10 protein-coding genes are annotated in these 14,188 nt (G+C 71.3%); 4 read left to right on the top strand and 6 right to left on the bottom strand.

Annotated features, from left to right (window positions below):
* Positions 1–237: 237 nt before the first annotated feature.
* Positions 238–1,929 (top strand): DUF2264 domain-containing protein, encoded by a 1,692-nt coding sequence (locus tag ACSU6L_RS08060; RefSeq protein ID WP_437054981.1) that lies wholly within the window; start codon positions 238–240, stop codon positions 1,927–1,929.
* Between the two features lie 375 nt (positions 1,930–2,304).
* Entirely contained in the window at positions 2,305–3,072 is a 768-nt protein-coding gene (locus ACSU6L_RS08055) for an isocitrate lyase/PEP mutase family protein (RefSeq protein ID WP_437054979.1), read from the top strand.
* A 27-nt stretch (positions 3,073–3,099) separates the two neighbouring features.
* On the opposite strand, the gene ACSU6L_RS08050 is transcribed toward ACSU6L_RS08055, so the two are convergent.
* Positions 3,100–3,714, bottom strand: a complete 615-nt coding sequence (locus tag ACSU6L_RS08050; RefSeq protein ID WP_437054977.1) for a TetR/AcrR family transcriptional regulator — start codon at positions 3,712–3,714, stop codon at positions 3,100–3,102.
* Between the two features lie 258 nt (positions 3,715–3,972).
* Between ACSU6L_RS08050 and ACSU6L_RS08045 the strand changes: the two genes are divergently transcribed.
* Both ACSU6L_RS08045 and ACSU6L_RS08040 read left to right on the top strand, forming a co-directional pair.
* The gene (locus ACSU6L_RS08045) at positions 3,973–5,676 is read left to right on the top strand and encodes a PHP domain-containing protein (RefSeq protein ID WP_437054975.1); all 1,704 of its coding nucleotides are present in this window, start codon (positions 3,973–3,975) and stop codon (positions 5,674–5,676) included.
* A complete protein-coding gene (locus ACSU6L_RS08040; protein WP_437054973.1) occupies positions 5,673–6,176 on the top strand; it encodes a hypothetical protein in 504 nt (167 codons plus the stop codon). The genes ACSU6L_RS08045 and ACSU6L_RS08040 overlap by 4 nt, the downstream gene beginning before the upstream one ends.
* Positions 6,177–6,305: 129 nt before the next feature.
* Here ACSU6L_RS08040 and ACSU6L_RS08035 read toward each other — a convergent pair whose 3' ends face one another.
* From ACSU6L_RS08035 to ACSU6L_RS08015, 5 genes are all read right to left on the bottom strand, one after another.
* Positions 6,306–9,167 (bottom strand): glycoside hydrolase family 2 TIM barrel-domain containing protein, encoded by a 2,862-nt coding sequence (locus tag ACSU6L_RS08035; RefSeq protein ID WP_437054971.1) that lies wholly within the window; start codon positions 9,165–9,167, stop codon positions 6,306–6,308.
* 12 nt (positions 9,168–9,179) lie between these two features.
* Entirely contained in the window at positions 9,180–10,016 is an 837-nt protein-coding gene (locus ACSU6L_RS08030; protein ID WP_437054969.1) for a carbohydrate ABC transporter permease, read from the bottom strand.
* Positions 10,013–10,978 carry a carbohydrate ABC transporter permease gene (locus ACSU6L_RS08025; RefSeq protein ID WP_437054967.1) on the bottom strand — a complete coding sequence of 322 codons (966 nt, stop codon included), beginning with the start codon at positions 10,976–10,978 and terminating at the stop codon, positions 10,013–10,015. Before ACSU6L_RS08025 ends, ACSU6L_RS08030 begins: the two co-directional genes overlap by 4 nt.
* 21 nt (positions 10,979–10,999) lie before the next feature.
* Entirely contained in the window at positions 11,000–12,265 is a 1,266-nt protein-coding gene (locus ACSU6L_RS08020) for an ABC transporter substrate-binding protein (RefSeq protein ID WP_437054965.1), read from the bottom strand.
* Positions 12,266–12,352: 87 nt separating this feature from the next.
* Positions 12,353–14,185: a glycoside hydrolase gene (locus ACSU6L_RS08015; protein ID WP_437054963.1), complete on the bottom strand. Its 1,833-nt coding sequence runs from the start codon at positions 14,183–14,185 to the stop codon at positions 12,353–12,355.
* Between the last annotated feature and the right edge of the window lie 3 nt (positions 14,186–14,188).

Below are 14,188 nucleotides of genomic sequence, written 5' to 3'. Positions count from 1 at the left end.
ATGCGGCGGCGAACGGCATGACACTGCTGTTTGGTTCCTCGTGACGTGGCGCGGCATGCCGGACTTCTATCCCGCACCCCTGTGCCCGGGTAACGTCCCGCCGTGGTGGCCGGGCTTTCTCTCTGCGTGAGTACGGAGCGAGGCATCCACCCGCGAAATCGAGGCCCGGAAGGCCCGGAAAGAAGCCTGGCAAGAGGACCGGAAAGAAGACGGGGAAGAAGACCGGAAAGAGGACCGATGCAGCTGCCTCCCGAAGACCGCACCCTCAGCCCGTACACCGGCCTCACCCGCGCCCACTGGGAGGCGGCAGCCGACGCGCTGCTCGCGGCGGTGGAGCCGTACGCCACCGAGGACTTCGCGCTGTACCACCTCCCAGGCGGTCGGGAGAGCTGGTCCGGTCGTCTTTCCGACGGTCTGGAGGGGTACGCCCGTACGTTGCTGCTGGCGGCCTTCCGCCGTGACGAGACGGCGCTGCAGCGCTACGCCGACGGGCTCGCGGCCGGCGCCGCGGGTGTCTGGCCCCGTGTCGAGAGCCGGACCCAGCCCCTGGTCGAGGCCGCGTCGATCGCGCTCGCGCTGCGGCTGACGCGGCCGTTGCTGTGGGACCGGCTGGACGACGGAGTGCGGCAGCGGGCGGCGGACTGGCTCGCGGACGCGCTCACCGCAGAGGCGTGGCCCTGCAACTGGGAGCTGTTCCCGGTGACCGTCGGAGGCTTCCTCCAGGAGATCGGCCACGAGACGGCGGCGTCCCGGGCGGCGATCGACCGGGGGCTGGAGCGCATCGAGAAGTGGTATGTCGGCGAGGGTTGGTATACAGACGGCGACGGCCGGAAGTTCGACTACTACAACGGCTGGGCGATGCACCTGTATCCAGTCCTCCACGCATGGTTGGCGGACGACGGTGAGCTGTCGGCTGTATACGGTCGACGGTTGTCGGAACACCTCGCCGACTACGCCCGCCTGTTCGCCGCCGACGGCGCCCCCCTCCACCAGGGCCGCTCCCTCACCTACCGCTTCGCCACCACCGCGCCCCTCTGGCTCGGCGCGCTGACGGGCCACACCCCGCTCCCGCCCGGCGAGACCCGCCGCCTGGCCTCCGGCGCCCTGAAGTACTTCCTCGACCGGGGCGCCGTCGACGAGCGCGGCCTGCTCACCCTCGGCTGGCACGGCCCCGACGAGTCCGTGCTGCAGAACTACTCCGGCCCCGCCTCCCCCTACTGGGCGAGCAAGGGCTTCCTCGGCCTGCTCCTCCCGCCCGACCACCCCGTCTGGACGGCCGTGGAGGAGCCGGGCCCGGCGGAGCGCGAGGACGCCGTCACCCCGGTCGGCCCGCCCAACTGGCTGCTGCAGTCGACACGTTCGGACGGGCTGGTCCGGCTTCACAACCACGGCAGCGAGGACGTCCGCTACGACCCGTACTACACCCGCCTCGCCTACTCGACGGCCACCCGGCCCGACCCGTCGTACGACAACAGCGTGATCGTCGGCGGCGACGCGAGCCGTACGGACATCGTGCCGCTGGGCGTCGGCGACGGCTGGGTCGCCTCACGGCACTCGGCGGGCGGGGGAGCGCGGGTGACCAGTGTCGTGCTCGCGCACGGGGCGGCCGAGCTGCGGGCGCACCTGGTGACGGGAGCCGCCCCCGGTACGCCGGTACGGGTCACCGGGTGGGCGGCGCGGGACGGCGTACGCGCCGAACTGCTTCCCGTGCACGGCCTGTCCGACACGGCCAGCGGTGTCACCGCCGACGACGGCACGCTGTTCGTCGCCCTCGCCCGCCTCACCGGCGAACCGGACCCCGAGCCGCTCGCGGAGTCGGTGTGCGTGGCGGTGGACGCCGGCAGCGGGGTGCTGGAGGTCCGCTGGAGCGCGGGTCCCGCGCTGCGGGTCCGCCTGGACGCCGACGGGGTGGACGTGCGGCCGGTGTGAGCGGAGCGGTCCGGGACGGCCGCCAAGCAGGGCGTGAATCAGAGCTGAGACATGCGCGGATACGTCTTTCCGGGCACCGCAGTCGCAGCCGCAGCCGCAGCCGGACTCCTCATCCGGCTCCGTTCACGACCGGAGCGACAGCCCCTGGTCCACGCAGTCACGGCAGTGTGACCTCGCACGCCCGGCCGACGCCCGAAGCGCTGCGCCAGCCGGGTCATGGCCTGCGACATCCTTGACGGCATCGAGTCCGGTTCCGGGATGGTCAGCGGTCGCTGCCGGCCTTTACGCGGACACTCGGCCCGGGACCGGGCGGGAGCCCGTCAGCGCCAGGACGTTTCGGCAGCCGCCGAACGGAGTCGGCTCTACCGTTCCCGTATGACCGCCTTCGCCGACCTCCACCGCGCCGGGAACCCGCTCCTCCTGCCCAACGCCTGGGACCACGCCTCGGCCCGGTTGTTCGCCGGGCTGGGATTCGACGCGATCGCCACGACGAGTCTCGGGGTCGCGGCGGCGGCCGGGCTGCCGGACGGCAGAGCGGCGACGCGCGACGAGACCCTGCGCCTCACCCTCGCCCTCGGCGCGGAACCCTTCCTGGTGTCGGTCGACGCGGAGGGCGGCTTCGGGGAGGACCCGGAGGAGGTGGGGGAGTTCGCGCGGGAGCTGGCCGTCGTGGGTGCCGTGGGGATCAACCTGGAGGACGGCCTGGGCTCGCCCGCCCTGCACGCCGAGAAGATCGCGGCGGTCAAGTCCGCGGCCCCCGGCCTGTTCGTCAACGCCCGCACGGACACGTACTGGCTGAGCGACGGCGAGGGCACTTCGCGCCGTCTGGAGGCCTACCGGGAGGCGGGCGCCGACGGCGTGTTCGTGCCCGGACTGACCGATCCCGCCGAGATCGCCGCCCTGGTCCGCGACCTCGGCGGCATCCCCCTCAACATCCTCTACTCGCCCGCCGGCCCCTCCGTCCACCACCTCGCCGACCTGGGCGTCCGCCGGATCAGCCTCGGCTCCCTGCTCTACCGGCAGGCGCTCGGCGCGGCCGTGGACGCGCTCACGCAGATCCGCGCGGGGAGCGTGCCGGGCGGCACGGTGCCGTCGTACGACGAGGTGCGGGCGCTGGCGGCCGGCCCTCCGGAGCGGCGCTGACCGTGGCCGGCGGGGCGCCGGCCGTGCTCACGCAGGCGAGTTGCCCCTCTGCTCACTCATCTCCCCGCCGTTCTCCTCACCCGGCCAGTGCGTCAGAGCCGTGTGCAGGGCGTCGACGGCACGGTCCCAGGACCGCTGTACGTCACGGGGGGCGCCGAAGCCGCCGCCCGCCTCCAGGACGCAGTAGCCGTGGAAGGTGGCGCGGAGCAGGCGTACGGCGTCGGTGAGGTCGGGTTCCTCCAGGCCGTAGGCGCGAAGCATGCCGTAGGTGATCTCGGCGGTGCGGCGCAGGGCGGGGGAGCCGGCGACGAGGGACTGGTCGACGCGGGTCTGGGTGGCCGCGTAGCGGCCCGGGTGTTCCAGGGCGTACGCCCGGTACGCGCCCGCGAACGCGGTCAGCGCGTCCTTGCCGGCGTGTCCGGCGACGGCCACCGCGATGCGGTCGATCAGCTCGCCGCCGGCCCGGAGCGCCATCCGGGTGCGCAGGTCCTGGAGATTCCTGACGTGCGAGTAGAGACTCGCGTCCTTCACCCCGAACCGGCGTGCCAGCCCGGACAGCGTCACGTTCTCGAACCCGGCCTCGTCGGCGAGTTCGACAGCGGCGGTGACGAGACGGTCCGCGGTGAGACCGGCACGGGGCATGGGGGCCTCCCTGACACGAACCTGGGGTTTCCAGGCCGCAGGCTAGTGGACTTAGGTACCGGTTTCAGGCGACCGGCGCCTACGGCACCCCCAGCAGTCGGGAAAGCTGTGAACGGCGAGGCGAGCGGCCGTGTCCGGGACCGCTGTTGCTCACCCCCGAGTCGTTCAACATTCATCTTCTGCCTTGATCCTCCTCACGCGGCACGGCAGCGCCGCAGAAGGCGGCCGCGCACACGCAGCGGCATCGAGGAGGCACACATGGGGCACGCCCACCACCACGGCCACGGGCATCACCACCATCACCACGAGCACGACCACACGCACGACCACGCGGCCCTGCCCGCCGCCTTCGACACCTCCGTGCCCGACGAGGCCCTGACCCCCGAACAGCACTCCCGCCGCTCGCTGCTGCGCCGCGCCGGACTGCTCGGCGCGGGCCTCACCGCCGCGAGCGTCCTCACCCCTCAGGCACCCGCGTACGCCGCCCCCGGCGGACGCAAGCGGGACGGCTTCCTGTGGCTCGCTGGCGACCACCACATCCACACCCAGTACAGCAGCGACGGCAAGTACCGCGTCGTCGACCAGGTCCGCCAGGGCGCCCGGCACGGCATGGACTGGCTGGTCATCACCGACCACGGCAGCGCCACCCACGCCAAGATCGGCGTCGAGAAGGTCAACCCGGACATCAAGGAGGCCCGGGCCGCGTTCGAGGACACCCTCGTCTTCCAGGGCCTGGAGTGGAACATCCCGGCCGCCGAGCACGGCACCGTCTTCGTCCACCCCGGCAAGAACGAGGTCGCCGTCCTCAAGCAGTTCGAGACCGACTACGACGGCAGCGTCAAGGGCGCGACCGACTCCACGCCCGCCAACGAGGCCCTCGCCGTCGCCGGTCTGGCCTTCCTCGGCGAGCAGGTCCGCCGCCGCAAGGTCAAGGACGCCCTGATGCTCGCCAACCACCCCGCGCGGCGCGGCGTCGACTCCCCGCACGAGATCCGCGCCTGGCGCGACGCCACCTCCGCCGAGCACCAGATCGCCGTCGGCTTCGAGGGCGCCCCCGGCCACCAGGCCGCCGGCCTGCCCGCCCCGCTCGGCATGGCCCGCGCCCGCGGCATCTACGACAACAACCCCGGCGCCAACTCCTTCGCCGGCTACCCGCCGGAGTCCTACCGCACCTGGGGCGGCTTCGACTGGATGACCGCCACCGTCGGCGGCCTGTGGGACAGCCTCCTCGCCGAGGGCAAGCCCTGGTGGATCACCGCCAACTCCGACTCCCACCAGGTCTACGGTGACACCGCCGTCCGCGGCCCCGGCGGCGACTTCAACGCCAACGGCCGCTACGAGGACCCCGTCTACGGCGGCAAGATCGACGTCACCCAGGGCGACTACTGGCCCGGCCAGTACAGCCGCACCCACGTCGGCGCCGACGGCTTCTCCTACGCCGCCGTCATGGACGGCATCCGCGCCGGCCGCGTCTGGGTCGACCACGGCCAGCTGATCAGCGCCCTCGACGCCCGGGTCGCCGGCGGCGGCCGCTGGGCCACCCTCGGCGGTGCCCTGCACGTCAAGAAGGGCACCCGGGTCACCCTCACCGTGGACGTGGCCCTCGCCGGCGGCCCCAACTGGGCCGGATTCGTGCCGAGTCTCGCCCGCGTCGACGTCATCCAGGGCGACGTCACCGGCGAGGTGAAGGACAAGGACACCTTCACCGCCCCCACCGCCAAGGTCGTCAAGTCGTACGAGGTGAACAAGTCGACCGGCACGGTCCGCCTCACCTACGACCTCGGCCGCGTCGACCGTCCGGTCTACGTCCGGCTGCGCGGCACCGACGGCAACCGCACCGCCGTCGGCGCGATGGGCGCCGCCGTCGACCCGGCGGGCCCCGCCCTCGACGTCGTCGGCGACGCCGACCCCTGGCTCGACCTGTGGTTCTACTCCAACCCGGTGTGGGTCCTGCCGTCGTGACCACGCCGTACGTCCTCACCGTGGACGCGGGCCTGAAGGACCTGCGCGCGGCCGATCACCTGCTGCTGGAGCTGGCGGCCGAACTCGCCCTCCCCGAGGGCACGTTCGGCTGCACGCACCTGCTGCGGGGCGACCGGCCGCGCGTCGCCCTCTCCCTCACCACGTCCGCGGAAGGCTGCCGTGAGCGGCTGATCGCCGAGGGGTACGAGGTGAAGGGCGGCGCCCCCGACGAGGTGGGCCGCGCGGTCCTCTACCCGGGCGCCGCCCACCTCACCGGCACGCTGACGGTCGGCGAACTGCTGTCCCGCTCCGCGATCGACGCCGTGACGGTGCTGGGCGCGGCCGGGCCACCGGACCCGGCGACCCCGCTGGTCACCCGCGACCACGTACGGCCCCAGTGGCAGCAGGGCCGACTGGTCCTGACCGCCATGCCCGCGGTGGGCGGCCGGCTCACCCCGTTCGAGGTCCCCGAACCCACACCGTGCTGCGTCGACCACTGAACCGTTCCCGCCGGACCGAGCGGACCGAGCGGACCGAGCGGACCGAGCGGACCGAGCAGACCGGCGGGGCGACGCGGCGCTGCGACCGGCCGGCACATCCCCGAGGGGTGCCGGCCGGTCGGCGTCGGCTCAGCCGTTCGCCTCGAAGACGAAGGAGAACGTCGCGGGCTCGGCCCGCAGGTGGTACTGGGGGAGTGCGCCCGGGCCGCAGGACTGTGAGCCGATGCCCATCTGACCGTGGTCGAGGTTCACCCACACCGTGTCACCGGGGACGAGATCGGTCAGGTGCCCGGCGGCGTCCAACTGTTCGCTGGTCCACCGGCGGGCGCTGAACCAGAACGCCGGGTCGCCCTCGACGCGCAGGCCGCCCAGTTCCGCCCAGCGGACGTCGGCGCGGGCGCCGTTCTCCTGCGGACGGACGTAAGGCGTCTGCAGATCGTCTACAGTCGACCGCCAACGGCCGATTGTCGACGCCATCCTGGTGTCCGGATACGCCTCACCGGGCCCGCCGCCGAACCACGACACCTCGTCCGCGCCCGCGAGCCCGAACCGGATGCCGAGCCGCGGCAACGGCACCGCCCAGTCGCCCTCGGGTGTCACCGAGACGGTGAGCTTCAGCCGGCAGCCGTCCGACGTCCAGCGGTATACAGTCCGCAGCCCGAGGTCGACGGCGGCCGGCGCCACCCGGGTCCGCACGGTCAGCGCCTCGTCCGTCAGGTCGACCGCGTCGAGGCGATGCCGCATCCGGTGCAGGCCCAGCTCGCGCCACAGCAGCCCGTAGCGGGCGTCCGGCTGCCAGGGCGCCCCGTTGTCGTTGTCGGTCGGCGCCCGCCACACGTCCAGGCGCAGACCCGTCACGTCCACGCCGCCGACGGTCCGCAGGGCGCCGGTGCGCGCGTCGAAGGAGGCCGGGCCGAGACGCACCAGCCCCCCGCTCACCGCCGGCCGCTCGCTCGCCGCCACCGACGACGCCACCCGGCCCGTGACGGGGACCTGGCCCCACGCCACCACATGGCCCTCCGGCCCCCACGCGGTGGCCTCCGCCAGCAGCGCCCGCACCGTCCACCCGGTCTCGGCACCGGCCGGCGCGGGGCCCGGCTCCGGCAGCTTGACCTCCGCCGACTCGCCCGGCGCGAGCACCGGCACCGGCAGCGGGCCAGCGTCGACCGTCTCGCCGTCCACCTGGTACGACCACGCGAACGCGAGCGCGGACAGGTCCGCGAAGTCGTGCCGGTTGGTGACGCGGACGGTGCCGCCCGCGCCGTCGCCCTCGATCCGGACCGGCTCGATCACCTTCTTGAACTCGACCAGGCCGGGCGACGGCCGCCGGTCGGGGAAGACGAGCCCGTCGCAGACGAAGTTGCCGTCGTGCAGCTCCTCACCGAAGTCGCCGCCGTAGGCGAAGCCCAGCTCCGGGTGGGCGATGCCGTGGTCGATCCACTCCCAGACGAAGCCTCCCTGGAGCCGGTCGTACGACTCGAACAGCCGCTGGTAGTCGGCGAGTCCGCCCGGTCCGTTGCCCATGGCGTGCGCGTACTCGCACAGGACGAAGGGCAGTTCGCGCCGCTTGAGCGTGCCGCCGTCCAGGCCGCGGCCGATCCGCTCGACCTCGTCGTGGAAGGCGTACATCCGGGAGTACACGTCGGTGTCCCGGCAGTCGATGTCACCCTCGTAGTGCAGCAGCCGTGAACCGTCCCGGCCGCGGATCCACTCCGCCATCGCGGTGAGGCCGCGCCCGGTGCCGGCCTCGTTGCCGAGGGACCAGATGACCACCGACGGGTGGTTCTTGTCCCGTTCCACCATGCGGGCGGCGCGGTCCAGCAGGGCCGGGGTCCAGCGGTCGTCGTCGACGGGGTTGTCCCGCCAGGACTGCTCGACGAAACCGTGCGTCTCCAGGTCGCACTCGTCGATCACCCACAGTCCGTACTCGTCGCAGAGGTCGAGGAAGGCCGGGTGCGGCGGGTAGTGCGAGGTGCGCACGGCGTTGACGTTGTGCCGCTTCATCAGCAGCACGTCCTCGCGCATGGTCGCCAGGTCCAGGGCGCGGCCCCGCTCGGGGTGCCACTCGTGCCGGTTGACGCCCTTGAACAGCACCGGCGTGCCGTTGACCTTGATCAGGCCGTCCTCCAGGGCGACGGTCCGGAAGCCGATCCGCAGCGGCACCCGCTCGCCCGGCGTGGCCAGCACCCCGTCGTAGAGCCGGGGTGTCTCCGCCGTCCACGGTTCCACGGGGACCGTCACCGGCTCGCCGGTCGCGATGTCGACGCCCAGCTCCGGCACGGTGACCCGGCCGGCGACCTCCGAGTCGACGCACAGGGTGCCCGCGTCGGTCACATGGTCGTAGGAGGCGTGCACGAAGAAGTCGCCCGCGGCGCCCCGCGGGCGGTGCAGCACGGTGACGTCACGGAAGATGCCCGGCAGCCACCACTGGTCCTGGTCCTCCAGATAGGAGCCGGCCGACCACTGGTGGACACGGACCGCCAGTACATTGCCTACGGTCTTCAGCAGACCGCCGACCGTGAACTCGTGCGGCAACCGCGATCCCTTGAACTCGCCCAGCTCCGTGCCGTTCAGCCAGACCCGGGCGCAGGACTCCACCCCGTCGAAGCGCAGCACCGCTTCCCCGTCCGCCGGCCAGTCGGCGGGCAGGTCGAAGACGTGCAGATGGTCGCCGGTGGGGTTCTCGGTCGGGACGTGCGGCGGGTCGACCGGGAACGGGTACAGGTGGTTCGTGTAGACGGGCGCGCCGTGGCCTTGGAGGACCCAGTGGCCAGGCACCGTGACCTCCGCCCAGCCCTTGGCGTCGTACCCGGGCTCGGCGAACGAGTCGTCCTCGGCGTCCGCCGTCGCGGACAGCCAGAAGCGCCAACGGCCGTTCAGGGAGAGGGATGCGGCGTCGGAGGACGCGTACCAGGAGCGGGGCGGAAGGGTTCCGCGGCCCGGGGAGACGTCCTCGACGTGGTCGGCGGCGGGGGTGGTGCGGACAGACATCGGTCTCCTAGCTCAGCCCTTGATGCCGGTCTGTGCGACGCCCTGGACCAGCCAGCGCTGGAGGAACAGGAACACGAACACCAGGGGCAGGATGGAAATGGCCGTGGCCATGAAGATCAGATGGAAGTTGACGGTCTGGTTGGTCATGTACGAGGAGAGCGCGACCTGCACCGTCCAGGCCTCCTGGTCCTGGCCGATGACCAGGGGCCACAGGAAGGCGTTCCAGCCGCTGATGAAGGTGATGGTCGCGATGGCCGCGAAGAAGTTCAGGGAGTTCGGTACGACGATCCGCCAGTACGCGCCCCAGTAGCCGAGCCCGTCCACCCGCGCCGCCTCCTCCAGTTCCTTCGGGAAGCCCAGGAAGTACTGGCGGAACAGGAAGCAGGTGAAGCCGCTGAACAGGCCGGGGACGACCAGGCCGCGCAGGCTGGACACCCAGCCGAGGGACGACACCAGCACGAAGCTGGGCACGAAGGTGACGGCGGTCGGCACCATCAGGGTGATGAGGACGGCATAGAAGATCTTGTCGGCGTGGCGGTAGGGGATACGGGCGAGGCCGTATCCGGCGAGCGAGCACACCAGCAGCGTGCCGACTGTATGCAGTACACCGACGACGGTCGAGTTCCACAGCGACTGCGCGAACGGCACCGTCGGATCGTCGAACAGCTCGCCGATGTTCCCCCACTGGATCTCGGTGGGGAAGAACTTCCAGTTCTCGCCGGTGATCTCGGCGTCCGTGGACAGCGCGTTGCGCACGATCAGATAGAAGGGGACCAGGAAGAGGAAGGCGGCGACACCGGTCGCCAGGTACAGGCCGACGGAGCCCGCCCCGCGGGTGCGCTGGGTCACTTCGACTCCTCTCCTCGCCCGAAGCCCATGATCCGGCCCTGGAGCAGGGTGACGACGCAGATCAGCAGGGTCAGGATCATCGCGCCCGCGCTGCCGGAGCCGTAGTCCTGGTTCTCGCCCAGGGCGGTGTAGTACAGCTCGACCAGCGGCGGACGGCCCCAGGTGGTCTTGTTCAGCAGGTTGAAGAACTCGTCGAACGCCTGGTAGGCGGCGACGAGCAGCAACAGGATCACGGCCGTGGAGGTGGCCCGCAGCTGCGGCAGGGTGACATGGCGGAAGGTCTGCCAGCCCGGCCTGGCGCCGTCGATCGCGGCCGCCTCGTACAGCTCCTGCGGGATGTTCTGCAGGGCCGCGAGGAACAGGATCATGTAGAAGCCGGCCTGGAGCCACAGCCGTACGGTCAGGATGACCAGCCAGTACCAGGGCGGGTCAGGGTTGGCCAGCCAGGCGATGTCGTCCGTGCCGAACCAGCCGAGAACGGTGTTCATCAGCCCGAAGCGGACGCCGCTGAAGACGGACATCTTCCAGATCAGCGAGGCGGCGACGAAACTGACCGCGGTCGGCAGGAAGAACACCGACCGGAAGAACGCCTTCATGAAGCGGATCCGGTGCACCAGCAGCGCCAGCCCGAGCGACAGCGCCCACGTGATCGGGACGACGATCGCGGCGAAGACGGTGAAGGTGACGAGGGAGTCGACGAACTTGTCGTTCGTCAGCATGTACCGGTAGTTGTCGAACCCGACGAACGTGCTGGGCGTGACGGTGTAGCGGGCCTCGAAGAAGGAGAGGTAGGCGCTCCAGCCGATCGGGATGTAGACGAAGATCGCCAGCCCGGTCAGGAACGGCCCGGTGAACAGCCAGAACGCGAGGGTCCGGCCGCGGACCCCCCGTTGCCGCCCGAGCGCGGGGGCCTTGCCGGAGGCGGGGCTCTCGGCGGCCCGCGAGGGTGTGGTGGTCCACATGGTCGTGGTCCGTCCGCCGGCCTATCCGAAGAGCTTCTTCAGCTCACGGCCCACGGTCTTGTCGGCCTTGTCGAGCGCGGCCTCGGGGCTGCCGCCCTTGCGGACGGAGTCGGCGATGACGCCCTCCAAGGCGACGATCATGGCCTGTGTCCAGGCCGGGTTGTCGAAGTGCCCGAACTCGTTGAAGAGCTTCACGCCCTCCGCGGCCAGACCCGACTTCAGCTTGTCGGCGGACTCGGCGAGCGAGGTGCGCGGCGGGATGTGGAAGCCGTAGGACAGCGCCCAGTCCTCCTGGTACTCCTTCTGGTCGATCCACAGCCACTTCACGTACTCCTTCGCCTCGTCGACGTGCTTCGACTTGGCGTTGACGAACATCGACCAGCCGCCGTTGACCACGGCCGGCTTCGCCCCGTCCGCCGAGGACGGGAACGGGATGATGCCGACGTCGTCGCCGAGCGCCTTCTCGATCACCGGCATCGCCCACATGCCGCACCACTGCATCGCGACCAGGCCCTGGGTCAGCGCCGACGGGTCCCACCAGTCGGCGGGCGCGTCCAGCAGCAGATGCCCGTCGGCGAACATGCCGCGCAGCTTGCCGAGCCCGGCGGCCACCGCGTCCGTGTGGTAGGCGATCCGGTTGTTCTCGTCGAGCGTGTCGGCGCCGGCCGACCAGATCAGCGGGTTCATCACCGGGACGATGGTGTTGCCGAGGAAGAGCCCCTTGACGTTGTCGGTGGTCAGCTTGGCCGCGGCCTCGACCAGTTCGTCCAGCGTGGTGGGCGGCTCCACGCCCGCGTCCGCCAGCATCGACTTGCGGTAGTAGAAGAACTGCGGGTCGTCGATCATGCGGACGCCCCATATCTTCCCGTCGATGGTGTGCGAGGCGATGTCCGCCTGGTTGAAGTCGTCCTTCACCGGGCTGACGATGTCGGTCAGATCCGCCACCTGGCCGCTGCGGACGAGCTGGATCTGCGGGTGGAACTCGAAGACGTCCGGCGCGTTCTCGGTGAGCAGCGCGGAGAACAGCTTGCTCTCGAAGTTCGACCCGGTGATCCACTGCGTGCTGACGGCGGCGTCCTTGTAGGCCTTCGCATACCGCTTGACCGCCTGCTCGGTGCCGGCCTCGCCGTAGGCGTGGAAGTACTGCACCAGGCTGGTCCCCGAACCCGCCCCGCCGCCACGGCCGTTGTTGCCTCCGCACGCGGCCAGCCCGCCGGCGGCGGCCAGTCCCATGGCGGCCCGCAGTACGGACCGGCGGTCCCAGGTGTTGTTGCTGAATGCCGACATGCTGACGTCCTTGTCTCGAGTGCGGGGTTGCGGCTCAGATGGCTCAAACGGGCGAGGTGGCCCGCCGGCCGTCGGAAAGCGGTCGGACTACTGCCGGAACCAGGCCTGGTTGGCCCCGCCCGTGCAGCTGTAGAGGATCACCCGGCTGCCGTCCGCGGTCGCCTGCCCGCTGACGTCCAGGCACTTGCCGGAGGCCTCGCTCACGATCTGCCCGTTGCCGTTCAGCAGCCAGCGCTGGGTCGCCTCCCCGGTGAACCCGGCACTGGTCGCGAGCCCCGAACTCCCCGCCGTCAGATACCCGTCGGCGTTCTTCAGGGCGCCCCTCGCGTCGTACGACCACTGCTGCCCGGACCCGTCGGCGCAGCTGCCGATCGCGGCCCCCGAGGCGTCCGCCGTCAGGCACTTGCCGGACTGCCTGCCCTGCCAGGGCCCCGTCACCGCCGTACTGCCGCGGCCCTTCCGGTCGAAGACGTACGTCGTGACGGAGCGCGCGGCGAGTGTCGCCGAGACGGCGCCGTCCGCGCCCACCGACGGCTTCGCCACCGACGCCCAGTCCTCGCTCGCCGACGTACGCACCGCCTTCACCGCCCGCACCGGCGTGTCACTGTTGAAGTGCAGGTCCAGCGGGGTCGCGGTGGTGTTGTGGTTGTTCACCACGACCACCCACCTGCCCTTGCTGTCGTACGCGCTCACCTCCACGCCGCTCGGCGCGCCGGTCACGTTGTGCGCGACGGCGCCCGGCCGGACGAACTTGCTGTACTGGCCGAGCGCGTAGTAGCGCTTGGTGAAGTACAGCGTCTGGTTGCCGTTCGTCGCGTAGTCCGGGTCGTAGTAGATCAGGCCGTCGTTCCAGCCGTCGTCGTTCCTCGCGTACGGGTCGGAGCCGATCATCTCGGACAGCGCGACCCACCAGTGGAACGCCGAGTCGTGGGCGGTGGCGAAGTCCTTGTGGATGATCCGGGACAGGTTCAGGCCACCGTCGATCGTCGGGTCGTACTCCTTCGCCCAGCCCGTGCCGCCCTGGCCGAAGCAGCAGATCTCCGTCGACCAGGACGGCTTGCCGACCGCCTTCGAGGTCTCGTGGATCCGCGCCCGCTGGTCGTCGCCCGGGTTGTTGTACGTGTGGTGGGCGAGCCTGGACACGTACCGCGCCGTGCCCGGCTGGGCGATCCACTGGGGCAGTTCGGTGTTGAACTGCACGGTGCTGCTGGACTCGTCCGCGATGATCCCGGTCCTCTGGTGCCGGGCGCGCTGCTCGGCGCCGAGCGCCCGCACGATGTCGTCGCGCTGGTCGACCGGGACGAGCATGCCCTCCTGGCCGCACGAGTCGAAGCTGTTCGTCGGCTCGTTGAACGGGCTGATGTAGTCGAACCGGGCGCCCCGCGCGGCGAAGTGGTCGGTGACGTCGGCGATGTAGCGGGCGAAGTCCTCGGTGTTCTCCGCCTTCAGATGGCCGCCGCAGCTCTGCCCGTTGGTCTTCCACTCGGCGGGGGCGCTGTTGACGAACGCGATCAGGTCCTCGACGCCGTACTCCGCCGCGTACTTCAGGAACGTACGGCCGCCCTCGTCCCGCGACCAGTCGTACGTGCCGTCGTCGTCACGGAAGTCCTCCGGTGCCCGGGACGGCGTGGTCACCGCCGTGCCGCCGCCGCCGATGTTGTAGCGGTAGGCGCTCAGGTCCAGGCCCTGCTCGGAGAACAGCAGCCGCGCGACCCGGGCCTGGACCTTCGGGTCGAAGTTCCTCAGGTCGTTCACCCACCAGGCGCCGGACGCGCCGAGGTTGTCGATGGTCTGGGCGGCGTGCGGGGAGACCTCGGCGGGCGCCGGCCCGGCGGCGGTCGCGGGGGGTGCGGACATCAGGGCTCCGGTGACGGCCAGCGTGGCCGCGGCCGTCCCGAGGATCGATCTGCTGGTGCGCAACGT

The organism is Streptomyces sp. enrichment culture, from assembly GCF_964272855.1.
Classification (GTDB): domain Bacteria; phylum Actinomycetota; class Actinomycetes; order Streptomycetales; family Streptomycetaceae; genus Streptomyces.
The sequence above is the reverse complement of the archived record's forward strand: the minus strand, read 5'-3'. Positions and strand labels throughout refer to the sequence as shown.

What these genes read in the sequence shown, in the direction of transcription:
- ACSU6L_RS08060 (WP_437054981.1), top strand. Translation starts at nt 238, where the DNA reads ATGCAGCTGCCTCCCGAAGACCGCACCCTCAGCCCGTACACCGGCCTC.
- ACSU6L_RS08020 (WP_437054965.1), bottom strand. Translation starts at nt 12,265, where the DNA reads ATGTCGGCATTCAGCAACAACACCTGGGACCGCCGGTCCGTACTGCGG.
- ACSU6L_RS08025 (WP_437054967.1), bottom strand. Translation starts at nt 10,978, where the DNA reads ATGTGGACCACCACACCCTCGCGGGCCGCCGAGAGCCCCGCCTCCGGC.
- ACSU6L_RS08055 (WP_437054979.1), top strand. Translation starts at nt 2,305, where the DNA reads ATGACCGCCTTCGCCGACCTCCACCGCGCCGGGAACCCGCTCCTCCTG.
- ACSU6L_RS08035 (WP_437054971.1), bottom strand. Translation starts at nt 9,167, where the DNA reads ATGTCTGTCCGCACCACCCCCGCCGCCGACCACGTCGAGGACGTCTCC.
- ACSU6L_RS08050 (WP_437054977.1), bottom strand. Translation starts at nt 3,714, where the DNA reads ATGCCCCGTGCCGGTCTCACCGCGGACCGTCTCGTCACCGCCGCTGTC.
- ACSU6L_RS08045 (WP_437054975.1), top strand. Translation starts at nt 3,973, where the DNA reads ATGGGGCACGCCCACCACCACGGCCACGGGCATCACCACCATCACCAC.